The organism is Burkholderia sp. HAN2018 (genome assembly GCF_024704855.1).
GTDB lineage: Bacteria > Pseudomonadota > Gammaproteobacteria > Burkholderiales > Burkholderiaceae > Burkholderia > Burkholderia cepacia.
The window spans coordinates 1-14,192 of the sequence record NZ_QOBB01000190.1 but is presented as its reverse complement, the minus strand read 5'-3'; the positions used below and the strand labels follow the sequence as shown (position 1 = coordinate 14,192).

14 protein-coding genes are annotated in these 14,192 nt (G+C 67.1%); 9 read left to right on the top strand and 5 right to left on the bottom strand.

Features of this window, described 5'->3' with window-relative positions:
* Positions 1-339, top strand: a 339-nt coding sequence (locus DPV74_RS31770) for a DUF3574 domain-containing protein (RefSeq protein WP_162923191.1), incomplete at its 5' end; no start/stop codon positions are given.
* Between the two features lie 83 nt (positions 340-422).
* On the opposite strand, the gene DPV74_RS31765 is transcribed toward DPV74_RS31770, so the two are convergent.
* Complete coding sequence (locus DPV74_RS31765; RefSeq protein ID WP_027787140.1) at positions 423-2,939, bottom strand: penicillin-binding protein 1A; 2,517 nt, start codon at positions 2,937-2,939, stop codon at positions 423-425.
* A 443-nt stretch (positions 2,940-3,382) separates the two neighbouring features.
* Here DPV74_RS31765 and DPV74_RS31760 point away from each other — a divergent pair, with 443 nt between their 5' ends.
* The 4 genes from DPV74_RS31760 to DPV74_RS31745 all read left to right on the top strand — a co-directional run bounded on the left by DPV74_RS31760 (position 3,383) and on the right by DPV74_RS31745 (position 6,763).
* Entirely contained in the window at positions 3,383-4,063 is a 681-nt protein-coding gene (locus DPV74_RS31760; protein WP_119338622.1) for a PspA/IM30 family protein, read from the top strand.
* Between the two features lie 90 nt (positions 4,064-4,153).
* Positions 4,154-5,320, top strand: a complete 1,167-nt coding sequence (locus DPV74_RS31755; RefSeq protein WP_119338621.1) for a tetratricopeptide repeat protein — start codon at positions 4,154-4,156, stop codon at positions 5,318-5,320.
* Between the two features lie 231 nt (positions 5,321-5,551).
* Positions 5,552-5,983 (top strand): large conductance mechanosensitive channel protein MscL, encoded by a 432-nt coding sequence (gene mscL, locus DPV74_RS31750; RefSeq protein WP_006487991.1) that lies wholly within the window; start codon positions 5,552-5,554, stop codon positions 5,981-5,983.
* A 333-nt stretch (positions 5,984-6,316) separates the two neighbouring features.
* A complete protein-coding gene (locus tag DPV74_RS31745) occupies positions 6,317-6,763 on the top strand; it encodes a hypothetical protein (protein ID WP_027784713.1) in 447 nt (148 codons plus the stop codon).
* Between the two features lie 66 nt (positions 6,764-6,829).
* On the opposite strand, the gene DPV74_RS31740 is transcribed toward DPV74_RS31745, so the two are convergent.
* Positions 6,830-7,723: an NAD(P)-dependent oxidoreductase gene (locus DPV74_RS31740; RefSeq protein WP_119338620.1), complete on the bottom strand. Its 894-nt coding sequence runs from the start codon at positions 7,721-7,723 to the stop codon at positions 6,830-6,832.
* Between the two features lie 135 nt (positions 7,724-7,858).
* Between DPV74_RS31740 and DPV74_RS31735 the strand changes: the two genes are divergently transcribed.
* Both DPV74_RS31735 and DPV74_RS31730 read left to right on the top strand, forming a co-directional pair.
* The gene (locus DPV74_RS31735; protein ID WP_021160372.1) at positions 7,859-8,068 is read left to right on the top strand and encodes a dodecin; all 210 of its coding nucleotides are present in this window, start codon (positions 7,859-7,861) and stop codon (positions 8,066-8,068) included.
* Positions 8,069-8,290: 222 nt separating this feature from the next.
* Complete coding sequence (locus DPV74_RS31730) at positions 8,291-9,220, top strand: LysR substrate-binding domain-containing protein (RefSeq protein WP_119338619.1); 930 nt, start codon at positions 8,291-8,293, stop codon at positions 9,218-9,220.
* A 147-nt stretch (positions 9,221-9,367) separates the two neighbouring features.
* Here the strand turns inward: DPV74_RS31730 and DPV74_RS31725 are convergent, their stop codons facing one another.
* Positions 9,368-10,780: an 8-oxoguanine deaminase gene (locus DPV74_RS31725; RefSeq protein WP_060194407.1), complete on the bottom strand. Its 1,413-nt coding sequence runs from the start codon at positions 10,778-10,780 to the stop codon at positions 9,368-9,370.
* A gap of 519 nt (positions 10,781-11,299) precedes the next feature.
* Between DPV74_RS31725 and uraH the strand changes: the two genes are divergently transcribed.
* The gene (gene uraH / locus DPV74_RS31720; RefSeq protein WP_059694643.1) at positions 11,300-11,653 is read left to right on the top strand and encodes a hydroxyisourate hydrolase; all 354 of its coding nucleotides are present in this window, start codon (positions 11,300-11,302) and stop codon (positions 11,651-11,653) included.
* 52 nt (positions 11,654-11,705) lie between these two features.
* Positions 11,706-12,899, top strand: coding sequence for a urate hydroxylase PuuD (locus tag DPV74_RS31715; RefSeq protein WP_119338618.1), 1,194 nt, complete (start codon positions 11,706-11,708; stop codon positions 12,897-12,899).
* A 101-nt stretch (positions 12,900-13,000) separates the two neighbouring features.
* On the opposite strand, the gene DPV74_RS31710 is transcribed toward DPV74_RS31715, so the two are convergent.
* Positions 13,001-13,411: an ACT domain-containing protein gene (locus tag DPV74_RS31710; RefSeq protein ID WP_060206025.1), complete on the bottom strand. Its 411-nt coding sequence runs from the start codon at positions 13,409-13,411 to the stop codon at positions 13,001-13,003.
* A 75-nt stretch (positions 13,412-13,486) separates the two neighbouring features.
* Positions 13,487-14,192 (bottom strand): LysR substrate-binding domain-containing protein (locus tag DPV74_RS31705; protein WP_119338617.1); only part of this gene is annotated, 706 nt, incomplete at its 5' end.

Sequence of the window (14,192 nt, the reverse complement as noted above, 5' to 3'; positions counted from 1 at the left end):
ACCCGGCCGGGCGAGAGCCGCATGCTGCAGGCCGACCTGCTGTTCGGGCGCGACATCGCGGGACACGGCTCCGTCACCGATGCGGAGCGCGCGGCGTTTCTCGCCGACACGGTCACGCCGCGTTTTCCCGACGGCCTGACCTACTGGGATACACACGGCCAATGGCGCGACCGCACGACGGGCGGCATCACGCGCGAGGACAGCTTCGTGATCCGTATCATCGCCGGCGATACGCCCGACACGCGCGTGCGGCTCGCCGCGATCCGCAAGGCCTATATGGAGCAGTTTCATCAGGAATCGGTCGGCATGACGGTGGTGCCTGCCTGCGCGTCGTTCTGATTCAGCCGCTCCCGCTTGCCTCGACGCACAAAAAAACGGGCGCCCGAAGGCGCCCGTCGCATGCATGAACAGCGGTATCCCGCTTACTTGTTCTCGAACATGTCCATGATCTGCTGCTTCTCCTGCGGCGTGACAGGCGGCGGCGCCAGCCCGGCCGCACCGGCCGAACCCAGCGCGTCGTTCGCGCTGATCGCGTTCTCGGCCGGGTTGATGTCGACGTTCGCGACGAAGCCGTTGCCCGGCGTGCGATCGGCGTAGTACAGCTCGCCGTCGATCGAGGTCAGGCCGTCCGGCATCGGCATCTGCTGCTCGGGCACGCCGTTCAGCGCGGTGCGCATGTAGTTCACCCAGATCGGCAACGCGAGCTGCGCGCCGAACTCGCGGCTGCCGAGGCTCTTCGGCTGGTCGAAGCCCATCCATGCAACCGCGACGAGCGATTGCTGGTAGCCGGCGAACCAGCCGTCCTTCGCGTCGTTCGTCGTACCGGTCTTGCCCTGCAGGTCGCTGCGGCCCAGTGCGTTGGTGCCCGCACCCGTGCCGGCCGTCGCGACCGAATGCAGCAGGCTGTTCATCACATATGCATTGCGGCCTTCGATCGTGCGCGGCGCCGTGCTGCCCGCGAGCACCGGCTGCGACTTCTGCAGCGGCTGGCCGCGCGCGTCGTCGACCTCGGCGATCAGGTACGGATCGACCTTGTAGCCGCCGTTCGCGAACACCGCATAACCCGTCGCGAGCTGCAGCGGCGTCACGAGGCCCGCGCCGAGCGCCATCGGCAGGTAAGGCGGCGTCTTCGCGGGATCGAAGCCGAAGCGCTGCGTCACGTACTGCTGCGCATACTGCGTGCCGATCGACGCGAGGATCCGGATCGACACGAGGTTCTTCGAACGCTGCAGGCCGGTACGCATCGTCATCGGGCCGTCCGGCTGGTCGTCGTCCTTCGGCTCCCAGGCGGTGCCGCCCGGCACGCTCGGCGGGAAGTACAGCGGCGCGTCGTTGATCATCGTCGCCGGCCCCATGCCCTTGTCGAGCGACGCCGAGTAGATGAACGGCTTGAACGACGAGCCCGGCTGCCGCCATGCCTGCGTCACGTGGTTGAACTTGCTCTTGTTGAAGTCGAAGCCGCCGACGAGCGAGCGGATCGCGCCATCCTGCGGCGCGATCGCGACGAGCGCGCCTTCGACCTGCGGCAGCTGCACGACCTGCCAGCCCGTCTTGCCGTCCTTCAGCACGCGCACGACCGAGCCCGGCTTGATGCGCAGCGTATCGTTCGCGCGCGGGCTCAATGCGGCCGACACAAAGCGCAGCCCGGCCGGCCCGATCGTCGTGGTCGCGCCGCCGACGAACTGCACCTCGACCGCGTTCGGCGACGCCGACAGCACGACCGCCGACTGAAGGTCGCCGTTGTCCGGGTGATCGGCGAGCGCGTCGTCGATCGCCTCGTCGCGGTCGTCGCCGGCCGCGGGCAGCTGGATCGACGCTTCCGGCCCGCGATAGCCGTGGCGGCGCTCGTAGTCGAGAATGCCGCGACGCACGGCCTGGTACGCGGCTTCCTGGTCGGCCGAATTGATCGTCGTCGTGACGGTCAGCCCGCGCGTATAGGTTTCGTCCTTGTACTGCTGGTACATCATCTGCCGCACCATCTCGGCGACGTACTCGCCGTGCACCGCGTACTGGTTGCCCGGCGTACGCACGTGGATCTCTTCCTTCACGGCCTCGTCGTACTGCGGCTGCGTGATGTAGCCGACCTCGAGCATGCGCTTCAGGATGTATTCCTGGCGCACCTTCGCGCGCTTCGGATTGACGACCGGGTTATAGGCGGACGGCGCCTTCGGCAGCCCCGCGAGCATCGCCGCTTCAGCGAGCGTGATGTCCTTCAGGTCCTTGCCGAAATACACGCGCGCGGCGGCCGCGAAACCGTACGAGCGCTGGCCGAGATAGATCTGGTTCATGTACAGCTCGAGGATCTGGTCCTTCGTCAGGGCCTTCTCGATCTTGTACGCGAGCAGCATTTCGTAAATCTTGCGCGTGTAGGTCTTCTCGCTCGACAGGAAGAAGTTGCGCGCGACCTGCATCGTGATCGTGCTCGCGCCCTGGCGCGCGCCGCCGTGCATCAGGTCGGCGACGCCCGCGCGCAGGATGCCGACGAAGTCGACACCGCCGTGCTCGTAGAAGCGGTAGTCCTCGATCGCGAGCACGGCCTTCTTCATCACGTCGGGAATGTCCTGGAACCGCACGAGGCTGCGGCGCTCCTCGCCGAACTCGCCGATCAGCACGTGATCGGCCGTGAACACGCGCAGCGGCACCTTCGGCTGGTAGTTGGTCAGCGCATCGAGCGACGGCAGTTGCGGCGCCATCACGACCAGCGCGTAGCCGACGATCAGCGCGCCGACGATCGCCAGCGTCGCGAACAGGCCGGCGAACCACAGCGCGACGCGCGAGCCGAACGAGCGACGGCGCCCGCCGCCGCCGCTGCGCTGGGTGCGGCGGTCGTCGTCGCGATCGTCGTCATCGGGGTAATAGGCTCCGGACGGCGAACGGCGCAGCGTGTAGTGGGGTTCGTTCCTGTCGGAAGAAGAAGGCGGTCGTTTGATAATTGGCATGTCGGAATGGCGGGCGTACGTGGCACCCTCGGACGCATGCGGAAATGCAAGCGGATGAATCAGAGCGGGTACAGCGTGATGCGGCTGTCACGTCGACAGACCCCGCCGCGCGGCGATCCGTTCCCGCGACGTGACAGCGCATTTTAATGAAATCGACCGGGTGCCTTCGCGATTTTTTGTAAAAATTCCCGCAATGCCGTGATTTGAGGAACGTATTGTCGGCATCCTCTGCCTATCATGGACACGCAATATGGTGCGCACGGTCGATTTTCTTTCAACCGCGAAAGGTTCGACATCCTGATGCGCGCGCCGCTTGAACTCGCGCGTTTAAGCCGTATTTAAGTGAACCGGTGGTGTAATATCCGCCGGCTCATGCGGGTCGGAACCGGCTCGCTACGGGCACTGCCGCGGCTACGCGGCGCCTTTCAACCACGGAGGATTTCATGTCGCTTTTCGACTCTGTTTCGCGCACGATCAAAGGCCTGCTGAACGATGCGGCCGATTCGGTACAGGATCCGTCGCGCGACGCACGGCAGATCGTGCGGGAGCTCGACGACAGCATCGGCCGTGCCGAGAATTCGCTGATCGAGATCGAGGCACAGGTCGCGACCCAGCGCAGCAAGCGCGATGCGGCCGACGACAAGGTGAAGAAGTACGAAGACGGCGCGAAGCGCGCGCTGCAGGCCGGCGACGAGGCGCTCGCACGCGAGGCGCTCGGCGCGCAGTCGAACGCGGAAGCCGAGCGTGACGCGCTCGCGGCCGAGCTGTCGACGCTCGAGCCGTCGGTCGACAAGCTGAAGGGGCAGATCGCCGACATGCGTCAGCGCCGCAACGACCTGAATGCACGCTCGAACATCCTGCAGGCCAAGCAGGAAATCGCGCAGGCGAAGGAAGTCGCGGCAAGCGCGCTGGGCGGCATCGGCGGCAAGAACCTGTCCGAAGACTTCCAGAAGCTCGAGGACAAGGTCGCGCTGCAGAACGCCCGCTCGGACGCGCGCCTCAATTCCGCCGACACGTCGAGCGGCAAGGCACTCGACGACAAGCTCGCCGCGCTGAACAAGGGCCCGTCGGTCGAGGATCGCCTCGCCGCGCTGAAGAAGCAGCTCGACACGCCCGCGCAGTAACGGCAACTGCGGGCAACCGCGCCGCCGCCCGCCCCGGGCGCGCGGCGCGAACCGATCGTCAGGAGACGGGCGCCTGCGCCCGGTTCGACCATGAAGAAATCTCTCGCCGCACTCGGCCTCTCGCTGATGTTGCTGTCGTCCGCCGCGTTTGCGGTCCCGTCGCTGCAGCAGGTCGAGCAGTCGATCGCGCAACGCAACTGGCAGCAAGCCGACACGCAGCTGTCGCAAGTCATCGACGCCCATCCGAACAATGCGCACGCGCGCTACCTGTATGCACAGGTGCTGGACCGCGAGGGCCGCGCGTCCGATGCGCTCGCGCAGCTGCAGCGCGCGAAGTCGCTCGATCCGCAACTGAAGTTCACCGATGCGTCGCGCTTTGCCCAGACGGAGTCGCGCATTCGCGCCGACGCCGCGCGCGTGAGCGGCAACGCGCCGTCGGCGACGCAGGCCGGCACGCTGCAATCGTCGCTCGCGCCCGCTGCCGCGCCGGCCGAAAAACACGGCCCGTCGACCGGCATGTGGATCGGCCTCGGGCTGATCGTCGCGGTGATCGCGCTGGTGCTGCGCTGGACGCTGCGGCGCGCGCGCACGGCCGACGACAGCCGCGCCGACGACGAACGCCGCACGCAGCTCAAGCGCGCCACCGACGTGCTGAACGACATCCGCCCGCTGAAGCTCGACGCGAAGCTGTCGACGGCGCCGGGGGCCGCGGCGCTCACGGGCGAACTCGAAGCGATCGAGACCGACGCGCGCACGCTCGTCGAAACGCTGTCCAACGGCAAGAATCCGGTACCGCCCTATCGCGTCGACGAACTCGAACAGCGCCATGCGAGCGCGAAGGCACGCGTCGAGGGGCGTCCCGACCCGGCCGCGCAACCTGCTGCACCGGCGAACGGCAGCGGCTCCGTGTATGCGCAGGAAGCCGATCGCATGACGGGCGCGCAGGGCCAGCCGTATCCGCCGCAAACCTACCCGCAACAGCAGCCGCCTGTCGTGATCCAGCAAGGCGGCGGCGGTTTCGGCGGCGGCATGGGCGGCCTGCTGACGGGCGTATTGCTCGGCGAGGCGATGTCGGGCGGCCGCGAGCGCGTGGTCGAACGCGACGTGATCGTCGACGGCGAACGCCACCGGCAGGACAACGATCCGGGCTTCGACCTCGGCCGCGGCGATGCGTCGAACTGGAGCGACGGCAACAGCGGCGGCGGCGGCATGGACCTCGGCAGCAACGACGACGGCTGGACCGACGACAACACCTGACGCCCCGCAGCGCGTCGACACACTGCGACGCACTGCAACGCACGCCACGCTCCCCTTCAGCGCCGGCCGCACCGACGCGCGGATTTGTCAATCATTTCAAGATGGACTACCGGCAATGGGGAGCGTTCGCTATCATGCGGCCATCGGCGTGCCACCGACCCTCATTCGACGCTCTGCATCCCTGCGCGTCGCGGCACGCCTCCCCTCGCCCCCAACAGGAGAAAGCCGCTCATGAGCATCATCAAGGAATTCAAGGAGTTCGCCGTCAAGGGCAACGTCATGGATCTCGCCGTCGGCGTGATCATCGGCGGCGCGTTCTCGAAGATCGTCGACTCGGTCGTGAAAGACCTCATCATGCCGGTGATCGGCGTGCTGACGGGCGGTCTGGATTTCTCGAACAAGTTCGTTCTGCTCGGCACCATCCCCCCGACGTTCAAGGGTAATCCCGATTCGTTCAAGGACCTGCAGGCCGCGGGTGTCGCCGCGTTCGGCTACGGCTCGTTCATCACCGTGGCGATCAATTTCGTCATCCTCGCGTTCATCATTTTCCTGATGGTGAAATTCATCAACAAGCTGCGCAAGCCGGAAGAAGCCGCACCGGCCGCGACGCCGGAAGACACGGTGCTGCTGCGCGAGATCCGCGATTCGCTGAAGCAGCGCTGATCGCCGAGCCCCCCGCCTGCCAGGCCCGCCCCGTGCGGGCCTTTTTATTGCGCGCGCGATGCACCGCCGCATGCGGCCTATCTCACTTTTTTGTGACGGGCGAATGCACGCGCGGGAAAAGCAGGTCTATGATGGAGACTAAACGACAGTACGGGCGCCAAGACGCTGACTGTGTCGATCATGGCGAGCAGGTCGACGGGAGACATTGATCGTCGTACTGCACGAAGGCAGCATTTTCGTGTGCTATAAAGGATCGACATGCGGCGTACATAGCCGGGAGTGGGTCGCATGAAAATGCCGCATTTCTTGCAATTGTTTTTGAGGCGAGTGTTTATGTCCTTCCCGAAAAAACGTCGGCGTGCCCAGCAGGATGGCCAGGAGTCATTCCTCGCGGTATTGCGCCACTCGAAACCGTTTGCCCAGCTCGACACCAAGATTGCCCGCGCCCGTGCGCAGGACGAACCCGTCCTGTACGCACACGTGCTGCCCGGTCTCGACGTGCTCCTGTGCAGCGTGCGCGGCGCCCAGCCGCCCTATCCCGCCATCGCCGAGCTGCGCAAGCGCTGCATCGAATCGATCGCCAACGCGCTCGAGCAGCCGCTCGACGGCCTTGAGAACGGTGGCTACTGGTACGAAGCGAACGGCTTCGGTTTCCTCGTGTTCGCCAGCCGTGCGCGTGCGCGCATCCTGCCCGAGTTTGGTGCAGGCACGAAAGCGAGCCTGCGCGGCGGGCTCGGCCGCCAGAACGCCGGCGACACGACACCCCGCTCCCTCGGCTGATCCGCCTGCCATTCGATGGGCCGCCTCCGGGCGGCCCATCCGCCATTCACCCGCCCCGCTTGCCCGTCACGACACCAGCCGACGCCCGTTGCCGGGCCGCACGATGTCGATGAACGCGGCGAAATCGGCGCCGGCGAGCCCTTGCGCGGCGCCCAGCCGCAGCACCTGCTGCACGGTGGCCGACACCGGCATCACCGCACCCGTGTCGCGCGCCGCGTCGGCGATCGCATCGACGTCCTTCTGAAACGTGCCGAGCGCGCCGATCGGTGCATGACCGCCCGACGTCATGCGCGGCACGAACGTCTGCAGCAGCACCGAATCGGCCCAGCCGCCGGCCAGCGCTTCGGCCAGCCGGGCGGCATCGATGCCGCTCGCCTGCGCGAGACCGACGGCCTCGGCAATCGCGGTCACCGTCGCGGTGACGATCGCCTGGTTGCACAGTTTCGCCGTCTGCCCCGCGCCCGCGTCGCCCATGTGCGTGATGCGCGACGCGTACGTGTCGATCAGCGGCCGCACCGTGTCGAGATCGGCCGCGCGGCCGCCAGCCATCACCGCGAGCGTGCCGGCCTGCGCGCCGGGCACGCCGCCCGATACGGGCGCATCGATCCAGCCGACGCCGAGTGCGGCCGCGCGCGCCGCGTAATCGCGCGTCGCGGCGGGCGGGATGCTCGAATGATCGACGATGCGTTGCAGGCGACGCGCGGCGGCGTCGCCGGCCAGCAGCCCGTGCTCGCCGAACACGACGTCGCCCACCGCACGGCCGTCGAGCACGCACACGAATACCGTATCGACGCGCTCCGCCAGTTCACGCGGCGTGCCGGCCACTTGCGCGCCATCCTTCACGAGCGCCTCGGCCTTGTCGCGCGAACGATTCCACACGCTGACCCGATGCCCGGCCGCCAGCAAATGCCGAATCATCGGCGCGCCCATCAATCCCGGTCCGCAAAATCCGACTTCCACGATGTTCCTCGTCTCCGATATGGGTTGCACTTGCCGCCCATCATACCTATCACTCAAGAAGCCGGGCACGCGCGGCGCCGCTTCGGGAACGCGACCTGCACCGGCGATATATGCCGATATCCCAGGGAGCGCATCATGAGCGACCACGTGTACAAGATGATCGAACTGACCGGTTCGTCACAGCAATCGAGCGACGACGCCATCCGCAACGCGATCTCGAAAGCCGGCAAGACACTGCACAACCTGCACTGGTTCCAGGTGACCGAAACGCGCGGCCACATCGAAGGCGACCAGGTGGTTCACTGGCAGGTGACGCTGAAGGTCGGCATGCGCATCGACGACTGACGCGCCCGTCGCACCCCACGCCGCGCCGCGATCCGGAGTCGCACCACACGTGCCTCCGCACGGCGCGGCGCGCCCGCTTGCAGCCCCGTTCAGGCCCCTTGTCGCGGCCCGGCCGGCGGGTGCCTGCGGGTATCCATCTCTTGACGCTGATTTTCGTTCATATTAAAAACGATATACCCACAGTACCCCTCGATCAGCCCAGCCATATAACCCGGAGAAATCATGAGTCAGCAACGCGAGGCGATCGACACGTACCTCTTGCGCGTCTTGCACACCTTGTTGATGGAGCGCAGCGTCACGCGCGCGGCCGTCAAACTGAACCAGTCGCAACCGGCGATCAGCGCCGCGCTGCGGCGCCTGCGCGACATCACCGGCGATCCGCTGCTGGTGCGCGGCAAATCCGGCATGGTGCCGACCGAATACGGGCTGCGCCTGCTCGAGCCCGTGCAGAACGCGCTGCGTGAAATCGAGCGGATCAAGTTCCAGCAGCACAACTTCGACCCGGCCACGTCGATCCGCTGCTACCGGATCGGCTGCCCCGACTACCTGAACGTGCTGTTCGTGCCGACCGTCGTCGAGCGCTTTCGCCTGGCCGCGCCGAACGCGACGCTCGAGTTCCATTCGCTCGGCCCCGCCTTCGACTACGAGCTCGCGCTGGAGGACGGCAAGCTCGACATCGTCGTCGGCAACTGGCCCGAACCGCCCGAGCAGCTGCACCTGTCGAACCTGTTCGTCGACGAAATCGTCTGCCTGATGAGCAACGCGCACCCGTTCGCGAAGCGTGGCGGGCTCACGCTCGACCAGTACCTGAACGCGCCGCATCTCGCGCCGACGCCATACTCGGTCGGCCAGCGCGGCGCGATCGACGTGCATCTCGCGCGCGAACGGCTCAAGCGCCACGTGGTCGTCACGCTGCCGTACTTCAACCTCGCGCCGTACGTGCTCGTGAAGTCCGACCTGATCTTCACGACGACGCGCCTGTTCGCCGATCACTACGCGAAGTTCCTGCCGCTGTCGGTCGTGCCGGCACCGCTCGACTTCCCGCCGATGCAGTACTACCAGCTGTGGCACGAGCGCTGCCACTACTCCGACGAAGTGCGCTGGCTGCGCAGCCTCGTCGCCGAAGCCACCCGCACGCTGATCGAAGCGTAAGCGCGCACGACGCGCGCGCCGGCCACGCCGCTGCGGTGTGGCCCGGCGTGGCCCGAAGCGGCCTCGTGCGGCCGCGCGTGACGGATCCCGGCCTCGGGCGCCACGCGCCCGACGTGCAGCGCGCGGCGCACTCTCCAGCTCAGTGCATCAGCGCGACGCCTCCACGAGTGCCTGCGCCAGCGCGTTATGCCGCGCGATGACAGGCGGCAGATCGAGCGTCGCCAGCCGCCCCTCCCGCACCACCACCTTCCCGTTCACCACCGTGTACGCCGTCTGCGACGGCGCGCAGAACACCAGCGCCGCGACCGGATCGTGCAGCGCGCCCGCGAACAGCGGCTGGCGCAGGTCGAATGCGGCGAAGTCGGCGGCCATGCCGGGCTTCAGCGCGCCGATATCGTCGCGGTTCAGCACCTTCGCGCCGCCGAGCGTCGCGATCTCGAGCGCTTCGCGCGCGGTCATTGCATCGGGCCCGAAACCGACCCGTTGCAGCAGCAGCGCCTGCCGCACTTCCGCGACCATCTGCGCGCCGTCGTTCGACGCGGAGCCGTCGACGCCAAGGCCGACCGGCACGCCCGCGAGACGCATCTTCTTCACCGGCGCGATGCCCGACGCGAGCCGCATGTTCGAGCACGGACAGTGCGCGACGCCCGTGCCGGTGCGCGCGAACAGGCCGATGCCCGCATCGTCGAGCTGCACGCAGTGCGCGTGCCACACGTCGTGGCCGACCCAGCCGAGATCTTCCGCATATTCGGCCGGCGTCATCCCGAACTTCTCGCGGCTGTACGCGATATCGTTGACGTTCTCCGCGAGGTGCGTGTGCAGCGACACGCCGTATTCGCGCGCCAGCACGGCCGCGTCGCGCATCAACTCGCGGCTCACCGAGAACGGCGAGCACGGCGCGACCACCACGCGCAGCATCGCGTAGCGGCCTTCGTCGTGATAGGTCTCGATCAGGCGCTGCGTGTCGCGCAGGATCTCGGGCTCGCGCTCGACGACCGAATCGGGCGGCAGCCCGCCGTCGCGCTGGCCGACGCTCATCGAGCCGCGGCTCGCGTGAAAGCGCATGCCGATCCTCTGCGCGGCGCCGATGCTGTCGTCGAGGCGGCTGCCGTTCGGGTAGATATACAGGTGGTCGCTCGACGTCGTGCAGCCCGACTGCAGCAGCTCGGCCATCGCGGTGAGCGTCGATACCTCGATCATCTCGGGCGTCAGGTGTGCCCAGATCCGGTACAGGCTCGTGAGCCAGCCGAACAGTTCGGCATTCTGCGCGGCCGGCACCGCGCGCGTCAGGCTCTGGTACATGTGGTGGTGCGTGTTCACGAGCCCCGGGATCACGAGGTGGCCGCGCAGGTCGAGCACTTCGTCGGCCGTGTCGGGCAGCTCGGCGCTCGGGCCGACCGCGACGATCCGGTTGTCTTCGATGTAGAGCCCGGCGTCGCGCAGCTCGCGGCGCGTGTCGTCCATGGTCACGAGCACGTCGGCGTGCTTGACCAGCAGGGTTTTCGGGCGGGATGAGGAAGGGTTCGGCGCGCGTGCGCCAGCGTGCTGCTCGAGGTTCATGCGTTCTCCGCGTCGGTCTGCCTCCAGGCGTTGATCCTGGAGGCGGTCACACAGCCGTTCGAACGCTGAATCGCGGCACGCTCCGGTGCCTGCGTCCGTTCGAACGCCCTGGCCCGGTTACCCGGCGTGCTCGCCGTCTTCGGGGTACGCGCGGGCCACAGGCCGACGCGCACGGCGGGAGGATCGCCCAAGCACGCGCCGCACACAATGCGCGATCCGGAATACCGCGCTTCACGGTTTCGATATGGTACGCCGCGCACCACCCGGCGAAAGGCCGGAAACACCCGAAAAGCCCGCCGGAAGCGGTATCCGGCATACCGTCGACAGCCGCTCATGCGCGGCGCATTATCTTTGATATCGCGCCCGTATTTGCGCGGGGAACCTTTTTACAATGCCTGCACGGCGCTCGCTTCAATCTCGCCGACGGGTATGTAGCCACGTGACGTGGAGCCTCGATCCGCCGCACAGTCAATGGATCGAGTCGCCGCCGAACCCCGCATTCACATAAGGACACAACGAATGGGAAAGCTCACTACCCACGTACTCGATACGGCGCACGGCCGTCCCGGCGCGGCAATCAAGGTGGACCTCTACGCGCTGGACGGCGAATCGCGCCGCGCGCTCAAGACCGTGCTCACCAATAGCGACGGCCGCTGCGACGAACCCCTGCTCGAAGGCGCCGCGCTCGCCGCCGGCGAATACGAACTCGTGTTCCACGCCGGCGACTACTTCGCGTCGCTCGGCGTGAAGGTGCCCGAACCCCGCTTCGTCGACCGCGTCGTGCTGCGCTTCGGCATCGCCGACACCGCTTCGCACTACCACGTGCCGCTGCTCGTGTCGCCGTGGTCGTACAGCACCTATCGCGGCAGCTGACATTCGAATCAGCGCCCGCATCAAACAAACGATTTGAGTCTGGAGGAGTTTCATGGAAGGCTTCATCACCGACTGGCTGAACCTCGCGCTGCGATGGCTGCACGTCATCGTCGCCATTGCGTGGATCGGCGAGTCGTTCTATTTCGTCGCGCTCGACAACAGCCTGAAACCGCCGACCGACCCGAACCAGCGCAAGCGCGGCGTGTTCGGCGAGCTGTGGCATGTCCACGGCGGCGGTTTCTACAACATGCAGAAGTACACGGTCGCCCCGCCGGAAATGCCGAATGACCTGCACTGGTCGAAGTGGCCGTCGTACACGACCTGGCTGTCGGGCTTCTCGCTGTTCTTCGTGCTGTACCTGCTCGCACCGAACACCTACCTGATCGACAAGAGCGTGCTCGACATGGGTCCGGTGGTCGCCGTCGCGTCCGCACTCGGCTTCCTCGCGGCCGGCTGGATCGTCTACGACTCGCTGTGCCGCATCCTCGGCACCAACGACCGCGTGCTCGGCATCTGCGTCGGCATCTACGTGGTCGCCGCCGCCTACCTCGCGTGCCATATCTTCGCGGGCCGTGCCGCCTACCTGATCGTCGGCGCGATGCTCGCCACGATCATGTCGGCGAACGTGTTCTTCGTGATCATCCCCGGCCAGCGCAAGATGGTCGACAAGATGCTCAAGGGCGAAGAGCCGAACCCGATCTACGGCAAGCGCGGCAAGCAGCGCTCGGTGCACAACACGTACTTCACGCTGCCGGTCGTGTTCGCGATGCTGTCGAACCACTACGCGATGACCTACACGAACAAGTTCAACTGGGTCGTGCTCGTGCTGATCATGCTGGCCGGCGCGCTGATCCGCCAGTTCTTCGTGATGCGTCACCGCGGCAAGCAGCTGTGGTACCTGCCGATCGGCGGCGTCGCACTGCTGTCGGGCGCGCTGGTCTGGACGATGCCGAAGCCGGTCGCGCCGGAAGCGCAAGCGGCCAACGCACCGAAGATCGTGATCAACGACATCATGCCGATCCTTCAGCAACGCTGCGTCGAGTGCCACTCGTCGAAGCCGACGCTGATGGGCAGCGCACCCGCGGGCGTGATGTTCGACACGCCGGACGAAGTGTCGAAGAACGCACAGCGCATCTACGAACAGGCGGTGCGCCTGAAGGCGATGCCGATCGGCAACGTCACGCACATGACCGACGACGAGCGGACGAAGCTCGCCGCCTGGTTCGAGGGTGGCGCGAACAAGTAAGCCGCCGTGCGCCGGGCGTGAGTGCCCGGCGCAATCCTCTCCGTTCTCGGGCCCGGTGACGGGCTCGTTCTTTTTGGCGCGTCCCGGATGCCCTTCGCGCGTCAGCCGCGCGTCGCGTCGCGCTGGAGCGCGACGAGCGCATCGAGCGCGCGCGGGCCGTCGTCGAACGGCACGAAAATGTGATCGTGATACGCGGCCGCCATCACGTTGCAGCTGATGCCGGCCGCGCCGAGTGCCCGCGCGAACGCCGCCGTGAGGCCGACGGCCGCCAGGTCGGAATGCACGGTCAGCGTGATCCAGGCCGAGCGGAACAGCACCGGCCAGCCGCGACGTGCAGCCGTTTCCTCGTCGACCACGACCGTCAGCCCTTCCGCTTCGCGGAACGTCGCAATGACTTCGGATAACGATACGTCTGCATCGGCCGGCAGCGACACGAAGGCGAACGCACCCGGATGCAGTTCGGGCTGCATCGTGCGCAGCAGGATCGCGAGGTCGTTTTCAGGTTGACTCATCGGAAGAACACGCCCGGAACCGGGCATCGTGCGGTGGAGATGCGGGCACGATAGCATGCGCCGCCGCTGCTACCGCTACGCGCGCATCGTCGCGACCTCGTCCGCGAGCCAGCCGCGCAGTGCGACGATGCGCGGATCGTCCTGCGTGCGTTCGGGATACACGACGTGATAAGCAAGGCCCGGCGCCACCCCGACGCTCACGTCGAACAGCTGCACGACGCGCCCTTCCGCGAGATCGCGCGCGATCATGTGCGGTTCCGCAAGACCGACCGCCGTGCCGTCCGTCACGGCCTGCACGACGTGGCTCGAATCCGGAAACGACACACACCGGCTGTCGTCGAAACCGTCGATGCCGGCCGCGGCCATCCACGCCGACCAGCGCGGCCAGGTCACGCCGTCGACTTCGCAATCGACCTGGCAGAGCGTATGGCGCAGCAGATCGCGCGGCTTGCGCAACGGCGGCCCGGCCGACAGCAGTGCCGGGCCGCAGACCGCGACGACCGACGTATCGAACAGGCGCTGCGCGCACGCGTCGCGATAGCGCCCGGTGCCGAAGCGGATCGCGACATCGACGTCGTCATCGTCGAAATCGCGCAACCGGTCGGTGATGTCGAACGTCAGCTCGAACGCCGGATGCGCGGCCCTGAAACGCGGCAGGCGCGGCAGCAGCCAGTGCGTCGCGAAACGCGCGCCGACCGACACGCGCAACTCCGTCTGCTCCCGCGCGATGCGCCGCGCCCGGGCCGTCGCGCGCTGCAGGCCCGCCAGCGCATCGGCGGCC